General features: G+C 42.3%; 10 protein-coding genes. 2 read left to right on the forward strand and 8 right to left on the reverse strand.

Annotation, left to right across the window (positions count from 1 at the left end):
• Positions 1-90 precede the first annotated feature (90 nt).
• The 8 genes from ACFI4Z_RS10110 to ACFI4Z_RS10145 form a co-directional block, all read right to left on the reverse strand.
• Complete coding sequence (locus ACFI4Z_RS10110; protein WP_462670481.1) at positions 91-1,194, reverse strand: hypothetical protein; 1,104 nt, start codon at positions 1,192-1,194, stop codon at positions 91-93.
• Between the two features lie 268 nt (positions 1,195-1,462).
• The gene (locus tag ACFI4Z_RS10115) at positions 1,463-2,746 is read right to left on the reverse strand and encodes a sensor histidine kinase (RefSeq protein WP_462670482.1); all 1,284 of its coding nucleotides are present in this window, start codon (positions 2,744-2,746) and stop codon (positions 1,463-1,465) included.
• The gene (locus tag ACFI4Z_RS10120; RefSeq protein ID WP_462670483.1) at positions 2,746-4,122 is read right to left on the reverse strand and encodes a sigma-54-dependent transcriptional regulator; all 1,377 of its coding nucleotides are present in this window, start codon (positions 4,120-4,122) and stop codon (positions 2,746-2,748) included. The genes ACFI4Z_RS10115 and ACFI4Z_RS10120 overlap by 1 nt, the downstream gene beginning before the upstream one ends.
• Before the next feature lie 53 nt (positions 4,123-4,175).
• The gene (locus ACFI4Z_RS10125) at positions 4,176-6,629 is read right to left on the reverse strand and encodes an ABC transporter permease (RefSeq protein ID WP_462670484.1); all 2,454 of its coding nucleotides are present in this window, start codon (positions 6,627-6,629) and stop codon (positions 4,176-4,178) included.
• A gap of 1 nt (position 6,630) precedes the next feature.
• Positions 6,631-7,392: an ABC transporter ATP-binding protein gene (locus ACFI4Z_RS10130; RefSeq protein ID WP_462670485.1), complete on the reverse strand. Its 762-nt coding sequence runs from the start codon at positions 7,390-7,392 to the stop codon at positions 6,631-6,633.
• A complete protein-coding gene (locus ACFI4Z_RS10135) occupies positions 7,389-8,666 on the reverse strand; it encodes an efflux RND transporter periplasmic adaptor subunit (RefSeq protein ID WP_462670486.1) in 1,278 nt (425 codons plus the stop codon). The genes ACFI4Z_RS10130 and ACFI4Z_RS10135 overlap by 4 nt, the downstream gene beginning before the upstream one ends.
• Before the next feature lie 159 nt (positions 8,667-8,825).
• A complete protein-coding gene (locus ACFI4Z_RS10140; protein WP_394193270.1) occupies positions 8,826-9,488 on the reverse strand; it encodes a response regulator in 663 nt (220 codons plus the stop codon).
• 97 nt (positions 9,489-9,585) lie between these two features.
• A complete protein-coding gene (locus ACFI4Z_RS10145; protein WP_462670487.1) occupies positions 9,586-11,871 on the reverse strand; it encodes a TonB-dependent receptor in 2,286 nt (761 codons plus the stop codon).
• A 279-nt stretch (positions 11,872-12,150) separates the two neighbouring features.
• On the opposite strand from ACFI4Z_RS10145, the gene ACFI4Z_RS10150 reads away from it, so the two are divergent.
• Together ACFI4Z_RS10150 and ACFI4Z_RS10155 are read left to right on the forward strand one after the other, a co-directional pair.
• Positions 12,151-13,452 carry a GntP family permease gene (locus ACFI4Z_RS10150; protein ID WP_462670488.1) on the forward strand — a complete coding sequence of 434 codons (1,302 nt, stop codon included), beginning with the start codon at positions 12,151-12,153 and terminating at the stop codon, positions 13,450-13,452.
• A 9-nt stretch (positions 13,453-13,461) separates the two neighbouring features.
• A complete protein-coding gene (locus ACFI4Z_RS10155; RefSeq protein ID WP_462670489.1) occupies positions 13,462-14,646 on the forward strand; it encodes an E22 family MetX-like putative esterase in 1,185 nt (394 codons plus the stop codon).
• Positions 14,647-14,649 lie beyond the last annotated feature (3 nt).

Genomic DNA, 14,649 nt, shown 5'->3' on the forward strand with positions numbered 1-14,649 from the left:
TTAGCTCATAAGTATCAATAAGTAGTTTGCCAAAAAACGGTAGACGAAAAGCTACCGATATTAATCGTTAATTTACTAAATTTATAAGCTTTAACAAGAGCGAGGCACTATAAAAACTTGTTTGGAGCATTTTGTACTCCCATCTGACGTAGTTGAACATGTATAAGCATTGAGCCTTTCAGTGCAAACACTGCCCCCGCCTCCAATAGCACCACCGCCTCCAGTTGGTCCGCCGGTGCTAGGGTGGGGTGGGGGTGTACCGTTGTTTTTTATAAAATCTAAAAAACAATTAGAAACCGCTATTTTAGATAAATCAATCACAACATCTGGATCATCTGTGAATAAGCGGGATATTTCAATGCCGTCAATTGCAGAAGAGCCTCTTTGTAACTCAAACCTAAGGTTAATTTTTCGTTTGCCATCAACACGCATGTCGCCGTTGTAATGTACTTTGAATACCAATAAATTATAATCAGGGTCTCCATAACTGACGCTGGTGAATACATCATGGTTGGTGTGGTGTAAGGATATATTTAAACCAAAATTGCCCTTTCCAAGTTGAACGCTACCGCCAGAAAAATCAGTATCTTCAAAGTAATCAAACCAGGCACTATTACCCAGTTCATTTTTTATATCTTTAGCTAATTTATTATGAGTTTCACGCTGTCCTCTAGGTGTAAAGTAACTTGTGGGGTGTTCTGTGCATTGCGCACTAGATGAAGATGTTGAAAATGCTTTGGTAAAATGGCTGAAACTCGTATTATTTGATTGAAGAGTTAATGGGTTAAAATTGACTCTTGAAACAGCATCTTTAATATCTGTGTGAATTTGATAAAAGTCATTCACTGCTTGGCGTTCAATATTAGTGAAGCTAATTTGTTTTATCTCAACGTAACTCCCGCCATTATCTGTTGCAATACTTTGAACGCTGAACTTAAATGCCTGCTTTGTCCTTGGATTTATAAAGGCTATCTTTTTTATTGCACTATTCGAACACTCTTGGTCCCATGGCATAGGAAAGGTACCAGGTTCATTTGTAAAGATACATGTAATGTCAGGTGCTTGATATCTAGCAACGCTATAAGCTGTAGTCATATCATAATGAGTACCAGAATAAGTTTTTAGCAGTTTGGCTGATACAGAACTCGCACTTAATAAAAATGCAGCATAGAAAAGATATTTAATAAATTTCATATTCATCCTTGAATTTACTATTTATAGACAAAAATTCATCTCAAAAATAGTCGAAATAGGTACATTCGTCAATGTTAAATAGCGAATTAAGGTTAAGGCGTTCAGTTACTTAAAAAAATCGCTGAACAGCTTAAGTATCAATAAAAAGAGGAAACAGTCAGTACCTCGTATTAGTATTTATGTTTGTTCATTCGCGTGTGTCATTGGTTTAATTTGGCTGCTATTTCCCTACCATGTTGGAGTGCTTACAGTTGTAAAACTATTTCGGTTATTTCGCTAAAGTAATTAATGCACGTGTGCCTTGGCTGAAAAGACTGGATAATAGTTGTAATTCGCCCCCTTGGTTGCGTATCAATTCGCGACTGATCACCAAACCAATGCCTGCGCCTTGTGCTTTGGTTGAGTAAAATGGCACAAATAGGTTGTCGGGGTTGGCAATGCCCATGCCGCTGTCAGTCAGTTCAATCACAACGCCATCATTTTGTTGTTGCCAGTTAAGTGTGGGGGGAGTGTTACCGCCTGCTTCAAAAGCATTTTTTATCAGGTTGATCAGTGCTTGCTCAAGCTGGCCTAAATCGGCTGTAAAATTCACTGGCTGAGATGAGTGAATTACGAGATCAGGGAATATTGCCTGTAGTCGTAAGTTTACTTGTTCGCTATTGATTTGTTGTTTATTTGGCGTAGGGAGTTTTGCAAACGCACTGTAGCTATTTACAAAATCTAATAAGTGTTGTGCCCTTTTTTCAATCACTTGTAGCATATCTTGGGCAAGGTCTGGGCCTGATGTTATCTGCCCTTGTTGTTTCATGGTTTGCAGTGATTGGCTCATGGAGTAAATTGGCGTTAAGGAGTTACGTACTTCATGGTTGAGCACACGAATTAAACGCTGCCAAATGTCTTGTTCATTTGCACGCAGCTGTTGTTCAATAGAAAATAGCGTAAGCAGCTCGTAATTTCGCCCTGAGCGCCAAAATGTTTGTGCTGATACAATAAAGCGGCGCTTAAAACGAGACCCTTTCTCTATTTGCCAACTACCGTCGTTATAAATCAACCCTAAATCGGCGCTACTTAACCCCTCAACATTGGGTGTTGTTAAGGTGTTTAAAAATGCTTTATTGGTAAAGTAAACTTGCCCATGAGGGTCTAAAATAACAATGGGTAAATCAAGCATGCTGGCAAACTCAAACACGAACTCTTCGGTTTGCATATAGTGGCGTTTACTTTGCGCTATTTTGTCACTGAGCTTGGTAAAGTCGTTTTTAAGGTTGGCGACTCGCCCGCTTTGATACTGTGCTAAATGCCAACTATTACTCTCGTTATTAGCCAGGGCATCAAGCTGTGTTCCAAAGCGTTCGATAACATCAAGGGTCAGCTTGTAGCTTTTGGCCACAGCAAACAGGCTTACTGCGATGACGGGGAGCATTATACTAATGCTTGCAAACCAATCGAGCCCCCACGTTATTACAAGCAAAATACACAAGGTTAATACAATAAACAAAATTAAAGCGGCATAACGCATTAGGCGCTGTTCGAGCGAGTGAGTGCGGGCCATTATAAGTCTGCTTCTTTTAAATCAAGCTGGTGTTTATCGATTCGTCTGTAAATCGCTGATTTACTCAAGCCTAAAAACTCACCCGCGGCCACAACATTACCATTAAATTGCGCCAATGCTTTTTGAATCATCTGTTTTTCAAGTTCTTCCAGAGGCAGCAGGGGTAATGATTCACTCGTTGCGGTGTTGCTTGCATCACTACTGGGTTGTTCAAGAATTAAATCACTGGCGTCAATATTGTCGTTATCGCTCATGATCACGGCACGTTCAATACAATGGCTAAGTTCTCGCACATTGCCCGGCCACGTGTAGTTTGTGAGCGCTTTGGTCGCAGAGGCTGACAGTGACATGCCTTCACGTTGGTATTTTTTACTGTGCGTTGCAAGTAAATGATGGGCTAATTCTATAATGTCTTCAGGGCGCTCGCGTAGTGGCGGAATATGTAGCTCAATGGTGTTGAGCCTGAACAATAAATCGCGGCGAAACTCACCCGCCTCAATGGCTTTAGCGAGCTCTGCGTTAGTGGCAGCAATAATCCGTACGTCCACAGTTTGTGTTTGGCTTGAGCCTAAAACTTCAAACTCTTGGCTTTCTAGTACGCGCAGCATTTTACTTTGCAGCTCAAGGGGGAGTGTGGCTATTTCATCTAAAAATAAGGTGCCGCCATTGGCTATTTCAAAGCGACCTAAGCGGTCTTCTTTGGCATCGGTAAAGGCGCCTTTTTTGTGACCGAATAATTCGCTTTCAAATAAAGAGGGCGCAATAGCGCCAATATTTACGCTCACATAGCGTTGCTCGCTGCGGTTAGAGTGTTGGTGAATATAGTTTGCTAGCAGGCTCTTACCGGTGCCATTTTCTCCGGTGATTAAAATACTGGCATCGGTTTTTGCTGCGCGTTTAGCGCGTGTTAATAATTGTTGCATCACCGCTGAATTTGCAATGTAATCAGTGCTTTTGGGTGGGTTAAGTGCTTTTAAACAGGCATTATCATAATTACTTTTTTTCAACGTTAGTTGCTGTTGTACAACGCTTGTTAGACGCAGGTTATTCCAAGGTTTCTCAACAAAATCAACAGCGCCTAATTGCATCGCTTTGACTGCTACATTAACACTTGCCCATGCGGTCATTACGATAACAGGAATAGTTGAGCCAAGTGATTGCAGTTGCTTTAAAAATCGCAACCCTTCTTCACCGGAAGTGGTATCGAGGTGAAAGTTCATATCGAGCAAAATAAGGCTAATAGCATTGCTGTTTATAATATCAAGAGCTTGCTCAGGGCCTTGTGCTTCAATACATTGCAAGCCAAGTTGGTTTAACGCGACAATGGCGGCCATGCGAACATCGGCTTGGTCATCAATTACTAAAATTGGGTCCATTTTATATGTATGATCCTGTCGTGGTGGCCCTGTTTGGGCCACCCTTATCATTATTATTCGTTACGAAGTGCGGCCATGGGTTTGGCTTTAATTAATAGTAATAGTGGCCTAAAGCAGGCGAACATTGCAATAATCAACGTGATAAACCACGCCATTAATTGCAAACGCACGTCTAAAATTAACCAAGATACAAGCTGTTCTTGCAGGCTATGGTAGCCGACTATCATTACACTTAGCGCTAACATAAAACCGATTAACACAGGGAGTACAGCTTCTTTGCTCATAAGTTTAAATAAGCGTGCTTTTTTAGCCCCTAGCGCCATACGAATACCAAATTCATAACGACGCAGGCCTAGGTTGTAGCTAAGTACTCCAAATATACCTATTGCAGCGAGTAATAGAGTAAAAAGCGCCAGCATACAACACAATACGACTGTAAGGCGGCTCATATACAGTAAGTTATCGTATTCTTGCTGCGAGTCTTTAAACTGCCAAAGCGTTAGGTTAGTATTCGCGCCACTTAATATATTTAATACTTGCTTGCCAGTCAGTTTGACTCCTGGCTCTGCCTCTATAATAAACATATAGCTCCACGGTTGTGCTGGCCACCATATATGCCGACCAAACGATTCATCAAAGTATTTAGGGTGATTAAAGTCTTCGGTTATACCAATGATTTCATACATGTTATCTTGTAAACCGCGATAACTTTGGCCAATGATATTTGTGTGATCCTGATTGGGTAACAGCCATTTTGCGACACTTAAAGATACCAACATTTCATTTGTTTCTCCGCGAACAGCTTGCTCACTAAAGGTTCTTCCGGCGAGTATTTTGGTGTTTACTAAATCAAAATATTCAACGCCAACCCCTTGGCTTGGGAAAAATATAGTACTGTTACCTTCAACATCGGTTAATGAGTTAGCCATTTGACGAGCCGTGATTGGGCTGTGGCCCAGTGCAACTCCTTTAATACCTTCACTATCTTGTAATATTTTTTGGTATTTTTTCGCGTTAACGTAACGCTCATCCAATGACGAATTATTGTTTGGTTGAAACAATTGCGCAAAAAATAGGTTTTCAGTATCGCTGCCTAAAGGGCGGTTGATGGTCTCTAAGGATTTACTTACCACCATGACCGAGAAGCTAACCAGTAAAGCAGCTACAAACATTTGCACGCCAATTAATAGACGAACAGTACGTCCTGATACTTGCGAAATACCGCCTTTACCGCTGTTCTGCATTTGCTGGTTGAGGGTTTTATAATTAATTAAATACGCTGTGATGGTTGAAAAAATATAGGCTAAAGCAATACACATCATTATGGCGATAAGCACTAGGTTGGTATCGACGGCGATGCTATTTACTAGCGGTAAACGGCCTTCGGCTAACACTTTAAACAGCCTAATGCCCCAGACTGACAAAAACAGCGCAATACTGACCGAAATACTCATCAAAATAAGAGATTGCAGCAATATGCTATTAAATAATGTTTTACGCTTTGCGCCCAGTACAGCTTGTAATGCTAATGTTTTGTGTTGCGCCAAGGCGCGAGAGAAGAACAAGGTACTGACGTTTAGTACGGCAATAACGAGTAGCCCTAACGCACCAGCGAGCATCATTAAACTTAATTGGTCATTATTACCCAACTCAACCTCGCGATACGGTGTAACAACTGGATTTATATCAGTAATACCGCCATTATCAAGCCACTCAGATTTTATGCTATCAATTTGGGCTTTTAAGTCATTTTTTACTTGCTTGTTAGTGACGCCTGGTTTCAATACGGCAATCAGCTTTAAATTACCAAAGGTATTGGACCATGGGCTTTGCCAGTCATTGGTATGAAAAAATCGGTGGTCTGAACTGGTAGGAAACCATGCTTCAACTGAGCCTGCTTTAATCATATAAGGCGGACTAAAGTGACCTGCTACAACACCTGTTATGGTATACCCCGAATTACCAATGCCACCAATTGTTTTTAAGGTTTTACCGATTACATTTGGATCACCATCAAAGTGCTCTCTCCAGAACTTCTCTGAAATAATAACGCTATTATCAATCTCTTCTAATGTTTCGCCTCTTTTGAAGCCTTGGCCAAGCAGAAATGGCGTGTTTAGGAGTTCAAAATACTCAGCACCAACATAAAGTACGTCTTCTTTTGGTTGGCCATCTAAATTAGAAAATACCTGCTCTGCGGCATTGATCATAAATGTTTGCTCAAAACTTTGATTGTTTTTAAGCCAGTGCACAATTGATTGATAACTTTGAAAACCAGAAGAGCTGTTTTCTTGATATGTAGTTTGCTGCTCAACCACTACCATACGATTTTCATCAAATACATCGAGCGGTTTTAAAAAGTAGCTGTTCACTAAACTCAGTACCACAAAAAGAGTGGCGAGGGTAAGTGCTAAGGTGGCTACTACGGCAGCCACAAACCCTGGTGCATTCATTAGTGATGCCCACGCTAAGCGTAATTGACTACGTGTTTTAGTTAAACGGCTCATGTTACACCACCTCTACAGTATCAGTGGTTTCGCTCGTTAAAGCATCATCGCTAAGCGTGTCATTTTGACGAGCATGCGAGTAAGAGACAATTTCGCCATCGAGTAGTTTTAGCTGAGTTTTTGCCCGCCCGGCATAACGTAAATCGTGGGTTACCATGCAAATGGTGGTGCCTTTTTGGTTCAGTGCATCAAGTAAGTCCATCACTGCATCGCCGTTTTTAGAGTCAAGGTTACCGGTTGGCTCATCGACCAATAAAATACTGGGATTTCCGGCAAGGGCGCGAGCAATAGCAATACGCTGTTGTTGACCACCAGAGAGCTGGTTGGGCTTATGTTGCGCGCGGTGCCCCATTTCAACTTCATCAAGGGCATGTTTTACTGCACTTTGAATATCAGCTTGGCTCATCGCGGGCTCGCGATAAGTCAGCGGCAGGGCGACGTTATCAAATACTGATAGCTCATCGATTAAATTAAATGACTGAAAAATAAAGCCAATGTGTAAATTACGTAGCTCCGCTTGTTGGTCCATATCAAGGGTTTTGGTATCGACGTTTTTAATGGCATATTGGCCGTCTGTTGGGCTATCAAGTAAACCTAATAACGACAGCAAGGTCGACTTTCCGCAGCCCGATGGGCCGCTAATACAAATATAATCACCTTCATGAATAGTCAGGTCGATATTTTTTAAAGCATAGGTTTCAACATTTTGGCTGCGATAAACCTTGGCGATTTTTTTAAGTGAGATAAGCGTATTTTTGTTCATAAACTTTCCTTTTCGATTTTTATAGTTGCCAAATGCTGCCATTTAGAAAGGTCTGAAATGATCAGCTGTTCGCCCACCGTAGCGCCATCTAAAAGTTGAATTTTATTATCACTGAGTGTACCAAATTCAATATCTATCGGGGCGGCTAAATGAGTGTTGGGGTTAAGTTTAAAAAGCGTCGCTTTTGAATGCGCTTGTGCTTTTTGCGGTAATTTGATGGTCAGTGCGTTTGGAATGACATTGCTTATAACATGTCCCTCAATGCTTAAGTCGGGGCGTGCATTAGCAGGTAATTCGCCAATAAGATCAAGCTCAATCATGACACGACCATCACTAACAATAGGATCGATACGGGTGACTTTAGCCTTAACCTCACCTTGTTTGGAGCGACTAAATGTATTCACGCTGGCGACCATGTTGAGTGCTATTTTTTCAGCATCACTTTGTTTTATGCTTAGCTCCGCTTTTAGAGCTGTGTCTGAACCGACTACGGCTAAGCGGGTTCCGGGTGTGAGGTTTTGACCAAGTTCTACATTGAGTTCTTGTAACATACCGTCAATGCCTGCTGTCACTTGAAGGTCATCAAAAGCCTGTTGTTGTACTTGATAATTTAATTCAAATTGGCGTAATAGCTCTTGTTGTACCTTGCTGCGCTGTAGGTGCATTTGCGCGAGTTGTGCGAGGCGTTTTTTTTCAATCTCAACCCGTTGCTGAAGTTGTTTTACGGTGAGTAAGCTGCGTTTGTAATCTAAGCTCGATACGATACCTTGTTCGATTAATTGACTCTCCGCTTCACTTCTAAGTTGGGCGCTTTCAAGTTCACTTTGCAAAATGGTTAAATTGGCTTCACGTTCAAGTAACTGACTCTGTTGATTGATTTCTTGCTCACTAACACTGGCTTTTTGTCGTGCCAGTTCCAGGCGTGCAACAGATAGACGCTGAGCCTGTAGAGGGTTTACAAGGCTAACGATAACCGTATCTTTATTCACTCGTGTGCCGGGATATACATGAATGGCCTCGACCATGGCAACATCGGTATTGGTTAAATAACGTTGATATTTTGATTTTAATCGACCAAAGCCTTTCACTTTTACAACAAAATCAGCTTGAGTAACGCTGGCTATTTGCAGTTGTTTGGCAGGCAATGATGTTGGGGCAAGCCACAACTTAATAAGCCAAATAACCAGTGTGATGCTAATGAGTAAAGCGCCAATAATGAGCTTTTTACGCTGATTTGGTTTTTTACTCGACTTTAAGGTGCTATCTAAATCCATGGATTGTGTTTCATTATATTCTAATTAACAAACACAGTAGCGAGGAATGTGCCAAATCTTAAGGTGTTGAATTGAATTAGTTTTTGTATTTAAGTCGAGGCGAGTTTTCCCATAAATGGGATTGCGAAAATGAAACTGGGATTGCTGTTTACTGGTTTGTTAGCCCTCTACTGTTTTACCTATTTGAGATAGCTGGTTAAATAAGATGCCTGCTTGGGTGCGGTTATATACGTTGAGTTTGCGCAAAATAGCGGATACATGTTGTTTGATAGTGGTTTCTTGAATCGACATTTCAAACGCAATTTGTTTATTCAGCAGGCCATCAGCAATCATGGCTAAAACACGGTATTGTTGCGGGGTGAGCTTTTCAAGGTTGCGGGCAAAACTGCTTTGTTCGTCATTAACCACCACATCGGTTAAATCAATCTCTGGTGGTAACCAGGTATCACCATTAAGAACATGTTCGATTGCTTCACTGATTACATCTAATGATGATGATTTTGGAATATACCCGGCGGCACCTAAGCTCATGGCTTGTTTGATTATTGCGGGGGTTTCGTTAGCTGATACCATAATAACAACAATATCAGGGTGGCGATTTCGTAGTTGCGAAAGAGCTTGTAAGCCATTGGCACCGGGAATAGTTAAATCTAAAAAAATCAGTTCTGTTTCAGGATGGTTGGTGAGTAAGGAGAATAAGCCATCAATATCGCTGGTTTCTTTTATATGTTCTTCAGGCACACAGGTTGCAGCTGCTTGGCGCAATGCACTTCTAAATAATGGGTGATCATCGGCAATTATTGTATTCACAGCGAAAGACATTCCTAATACTCCAAGGCAATAAGTTATAAGTGATTTTTTAGGTTGAAACAAGGTTTACCTGCTAGGGAAATATCAGGTAAACCTTTAAAACATCAACTTAGAAACGGTAGCCAACAGTGAGTGACACTGTACGAGGGTCGCCGTAGTAACCAATCAAGGTATTGTCTCCACCAAGGCCCGGTGTATATTTGCTCACATCAGCTGGGGCTGTAGGGTCGGGGGTGACAAATTGATAGCCGCCAATCATGTATTGCTCATCAGTGAGGTTTTTACCATAAATGCCCGCAGTCCACTGGCCATCTGTGCTGTACCAAGTAATACCAACATTTAATAACCCGTAAGCGTCTTGTGTTAAGAGGCTATCTTCTTCGAATAACGCATAATCACCGCGATGGTAGTAATTACCGTTCATAACAAAGTCGCCCATGCCAGTATACATACGATAGGTTGCGCTTAAATTAAAGGTGAGATCGGGGGTATTCGAGACACTAAAACGGTCTGATTTATCGAATGTTTCACCGGTATCAGGGTTAGTATCAATCACGTTTTCAAAACTACTGTCGATATACCCGATTGATGCGTCAAACGTTAGGGCATCGCTTGCAACATAACTGAGCTCTAATTCAACCCCATCAGACTTAGATTCGCCAATATTACCTAAGCGTTGATTTAAATCAGCGGCGCTGTCGCCTGGTAGAATAGAGATATACTGGCGGTCTTTGTGATCAAGCGTAAACACAGTGACATTGGCGCGTAGATTATTATTCCATTCGCTCTTCATCCCTAGCTCTATTGAATCAACCACTTCTGGTCTTGCTGCAGGTTCTGCTGTGGTTGCGCGCGGGTTAAATGTACCTGACTTAAAGCCTTGTGCATAACTTGCAAAGAACATAATGTCTCTGCTGTATTGGTATTCGATACCCGCTCTAGGCGTAAAGCGAGACCAATCTTCACTGTCATCGAGTACTGTTGGGACTAAGTCGCCTTCTGGGCGAACATACCCTGGGATCCAACCTGATTCAGGATAAACAGTATCAAATATAAGGCCGTTATTAACCGTTGCTTCTTTGCTGTCTTGGGTATAGCGAGCGCCTAGTGTCATTGACCATTTATCGTCAAAGTCATAACTACTTTGAATGTAGGCTGCTTTGCTAGTGGAATTGCTGCACCCACTTACTTCACGAGTAAGACCCGGTGCGCCAAGGCTTTTACCAAGCTCTTCTAAGATAGCTTCAAACTGACCACACGACTGGCCATCATAGTAGTACAACCCAGATACCATTTTGTAGTTATCACCTTGATGATTGAGTTGTAACTCATGAGTAGTTTGCTCATCATCATAAATAGCGGGAACATCAAAAATGCGGATCGAAGTATTATCAAAATCAATATTTGTTGGCGAGTAGCTTTCGCGGCTAGCACCAATGTACTTCAAGCTGGTGTTGTTACTCATATCCCAGCGTGCTGTTAGGCTATAGCCTTCAAGCTCTACTTTGTTCCATGTTGGCATGCTGGTGTAAGAGTCGTATACGCTATCTGGCACAGGTGCATCAGTGAGTAAGCTAGGTAATAAGCGGTAGCCGCCTTTAGCGTTAGATTTATCTTCGGTTTTATCCCATGCGAGTCTAAAAAATAGGTCGTCGGTGGGTGTGTACTCTAAGGTCACGCGTGCGGCGGTGACGTCTTTGTTATAGTTTTCACGGTCTTGATTATCAAGGTCAGAGGTTAAAAACTCACCAAAACCATCTCGATTTAAAGTGGCAAAACCGAAGCCAACATAGAGTTTTTCATCAACTAGTGGCAGTTGTCCGGTAATTTTTAAATCTTTTTGATTGTGGCTACCTACAGTGCCTTGCACGTTGAGTGTGGCATCGCCACTCATTTCTTTAGTCACATATTTAATTGCGCCACCAATGGTATTTTTACCATAGAGCGTGCCCTGTGGGCCGCGTAGTACTTCAATTTGTTGTACATCGAGTAAGTCCAGTACTGCACCTTGTGGGCGCGCTAAATATACGTCATCAATGTAAATCCCAACGCCGGGTTCATAACCCCACAGTGGGTCTTGTTGGCCTACACCGCGAATAAATGCCGTGATGGTTGAGTTGGTACCGCGGCTGGCTTGCAGTGTAGTGTTAGGTGAAAACTGTTGCACTTCGGTCATCACGCTAATGCCATTCTCAGCAAGTTCTTGTGCACCAATAGAGGTCACTGCCACAGGGACTTCTTGCAGGTTCTCTACGGTTTTACGTGCGGTTACTTCAATGCGTTCTAATTCGCCTTTGGCCTGAGTGGTTTGCTCGGCGGCAATACTGCTGGCACTTAATAATGCCAGTGAAACGGCGAGAGTAACCGGTGTAATTTTTTGATTGAGCTTAATCATGGTGTGTTCCTGTTTTTGTTGTCTTTGTTGTCTTTGTTGTCTTTGTTGATTGCTTAATTGCTCATGTCACCTGCATTTAATGTAGAAGATAGTTGCGAAAAAGGAATTAGTACCATAGTGCTATACGCCCTCAATATCTTGACTTATCTAGCTTTTAAGCCAAATTTAAACGATGTAGTACCTTAGTGTTATGTCATTTTTATTGTTTTAACGTAAGACTAAATTCAATTACTGCGATGTCACCTCATCTGTGTAATAACAATAATTATAGGAATGTCTATGCTGAGCATGATAGGGCTGTTAGGCGGTTTAATACTGCTGATTATATTAACGTTGCGTGGCGTAAACTTGTTTATTGCCGCGCCAATCTGTGCACTGCTGGTTGCGCTAAGTAGTGGGATGGCGATATTTCCAGTAACGGCAGAGAGTAACTTTATTACTGCCTATATGGATGGGTTTGCTGGCTTTTTAAGTGCATGGTTTTTTATGTTCTTACTCGGGTCGTTATTCGGTAAGTTTATGGAAGACACCGGCGCGGCAGATAGCGTAGCAAGCTATATAGTGGGCAAGTTAGGCATGAAACATGCGGTACTCGCAGTGGTTATTGCCTGTGCTGTACTTACTTATGGCGGCGTTAGCGTGTTTATTGTGGCGTTTTCGGTCTACCCGATGGCGCTGAGTTTATTTAAAGATGCTGATTTACCCCGGCGCTTTATTCCTGCCACGTTAGCATTTGGTTCGGTGACATTCACCATGACCTCGGCAGGCTCACCTGAAATTCAAAACTGGATACCGGTTAAACACCTTGGAACATCACCTTATGCCGCATGGGAAGTGAGCTTAGTGGTGGCTATTTTTATGGCGATAGTGGGTTACGTTTGGCTTAACAAAATGATTAAAAAGGCGGTTTCAAACGGCGAACGATTTGCTGCTCGTGATGATGACCCGGTGATCTTAGAGCGTGAACGACCGCACCCTATTACTGGGGTTATCCCGCTCATAGTGGTATTGCTTTTATCATTTATGTTGCACGATATTTTACAACAGACTGCCTTGATAGTAGCGCTACTCGGTGGTGTATTAAGTATTGTAATCATCAACTTTAAATACTTTCATAACATGGCTAATGCCATCAATGTTGGGACCACGGGCGCTTTGGTTGCCATTGGTAACACAGCCGCCGTGGTCGGTTTTGGTGCGGTGGCTAAAGTGTCTCCTGCATTTATTGCAGCGGTTGATCTAATGACCCAAATGCCCGGCAATGAGCTTGTTGGTGCAGCGGTGGCGGTGAGTGTTATTGCTGGCTTAACTGGCTCTGCCTCGGGCGGGCAAGCCATTGCACTGCCACTTGTTGCCCCAGGTTATTTAGATATGGGCGTCAACCCTGAGCAATTACACCGTGTAGTGGCAATCAGCTCCGGCGCACTCGATAGCTTGCCGCACAATGGCTATGTAGTGACAACAATACGCGCAATTTGTAAAGAAACACATCAACGGGCTTATTGGCCGCTGGCTGCATTAACTGTGGTTATTCCGCTTATTGGTGTCGCATTAGCACTGGGCTTATTTATAACTTTTTAAGGAAGGGCAATGAAAACAACATTAATAATTATCGGATTGCTTTTATTTTATACGAGTGCTGCGTTTAGTGCAGACAAAGCTGCACCCATGCTGGTGGAAAAACAACATTTTACCAGCAAAGATTTTACCACCGTATCAGGTAAAACTATCGCCAAAGTCGATATTGGCTGGGAAAGCTACGGCAAATTAAATAAAGCCAAAGATAATGTGATTTTAATTACTCATTATTTTTCTGGCACCTCTCATGCGGCAGGTAAATATAACGCTGATGACGCTTTACCAGGGTATTGGGATGCGATTATTGGCCCAGGCAAAGCCATTGATACGAATAAGTATTTTGTGATCAGTTCTGATACTTTAGTAAATGCCAATTGGCATGATCCAAATGTAATTACAACGGGCCCTGCATCAATCAATCCTGCTACTAATAAACCTTACGGGCTCGACTTTCCTGTAGTGACAATTACTGACTTTGTAAATGTGCAAAAACGGTTACTCGATAGCTTAGGTATCAAAAAGTTACATGCAGTGATAGGCGCATCAATGGGGTCATTTCAGGCGCTTGAGTGGGCGGTGCGTTACCCAGATCAGGTTGAGCGACTTATTCATGTGATTGGTGCAGCAACCATGGACGCGTGGACAGTAGCCGCACTCGAAAAATGGGCATTGCCCATTCGGTTAGACAAGAATTGGCAGCAAGGTAATTATTACAACAAAGAGCGCCCGCTAGATGGTTTGGCGGCAACTATGCTGAACATTACTCAAGATGCGATGCACCCGATTATTTATAACGCCAGTTTCCCTAAATTTACAGTGCTTGACCAAGGAGCGTTGAATGATATTCGCTCCTTGCCACAGCTTAGCCAAACATTAGCAACACGGGCTATGGCTCGCGCGAAAACCCAAGATGCTAATCACGTGTTGTATTTAGTACGTGCATCACAGCTTTTTACCGCGGGTATGCAAGGTGATTTAACGAGTGCACTGAAAAACGTGAAAGCAAAAACCTTACTATTGCCTGCAACAAACGACTTATTACTGCGCCCTGAAAATATGCGAACGGTTTATAAAACCATGAAAGCAGCAGGTAAAGAGGTTGAAATTTCAGAGATTGAAGGCGGCTGGGGACATTTAGACGGCATTTTTTCTATCTCACCAAAAGCTCAGCTTATCAGTGACTTTTTAAAGGAGTAATCG

The sequence above is a fragment of the Pseudoalteromonas sp. RWi3 genome, assembly GCF_054960735.1.

Bases quoted from the DNA above. Each gene is read 5' to 3' on its own strand.
- ACFI4Z_RS10110 (WP_462670481.1), bottom strand. From the start codon at position 1,194: ATGAAATTTATTAAATATCTTTTCTATGCTGCATTTTTATTAAGTGCG.
- ACFI4Z_RS10115 (WP_462670482.1), bottom strand. From the start codon at position 2,746: ATGGCCCGCACTCACTCGCTCGAACAGCGCCTAATGCGTTATGCCGCT.
- ACFI4Z_RS10120 (WP_462670483.1), bottom strand. From the start codon at position 4,122: ATGGACCCAATTTTAGTAATTGATGACCAAGCCGATGTTCGCATGGCC.
- ACFI4Z_RS10125 (WP_462670484.1), bottom strand. From the start codon at position 6,629: ATGAGCCGTTTAACTAAAACACGTAGTCAATTACGCTTAGCGTGGGCA.
- ACFI4Z_RS10130 (WP_462670485.1), bottom strand. From the start codon at position 7,392: ATGAACAAAAATACGCTTATCTCACTTAAAAAAATCGCCAAGGTTTAT.
- ACFI4Z_RS10135 (WP_462670486.1), bottom strand. From the start codon at position 8,666: ATGGATTTAGATAGCACCTTAAAGTCGAGTAAAAAACCAAATCAGCGT.
- ACFI4Z_RS10140 (WP_394193270.1), bottom strand. From the start codon at position 9,488: ATGTCTTTCGCTGTGAATACAATAATTGCCGATGATCACCCATTATTT.
- ACFI4Z_RS10145 (WP_462670487.1), bottom strand. From the start codon at position 11,871: ATGATTAAGCTCAATCAAAAAATTACACCGGTTACTCTCGCCGTTTCA.
- ACFI4Z_RS10150 (WP_462670488.1), top strand. From the start codon at position 12,151: ATGCTGAGCATGATAGGGCTGTTAGGCGGTTTAATACTGCTGATTATA.
- ACFI4Z_RS10155 (WP_462670489.1), top strand. From the start codon at position 13,462: ATGAAAACAACATTAATAATTATCGGATTGCTTTTATTTTATACGAGT.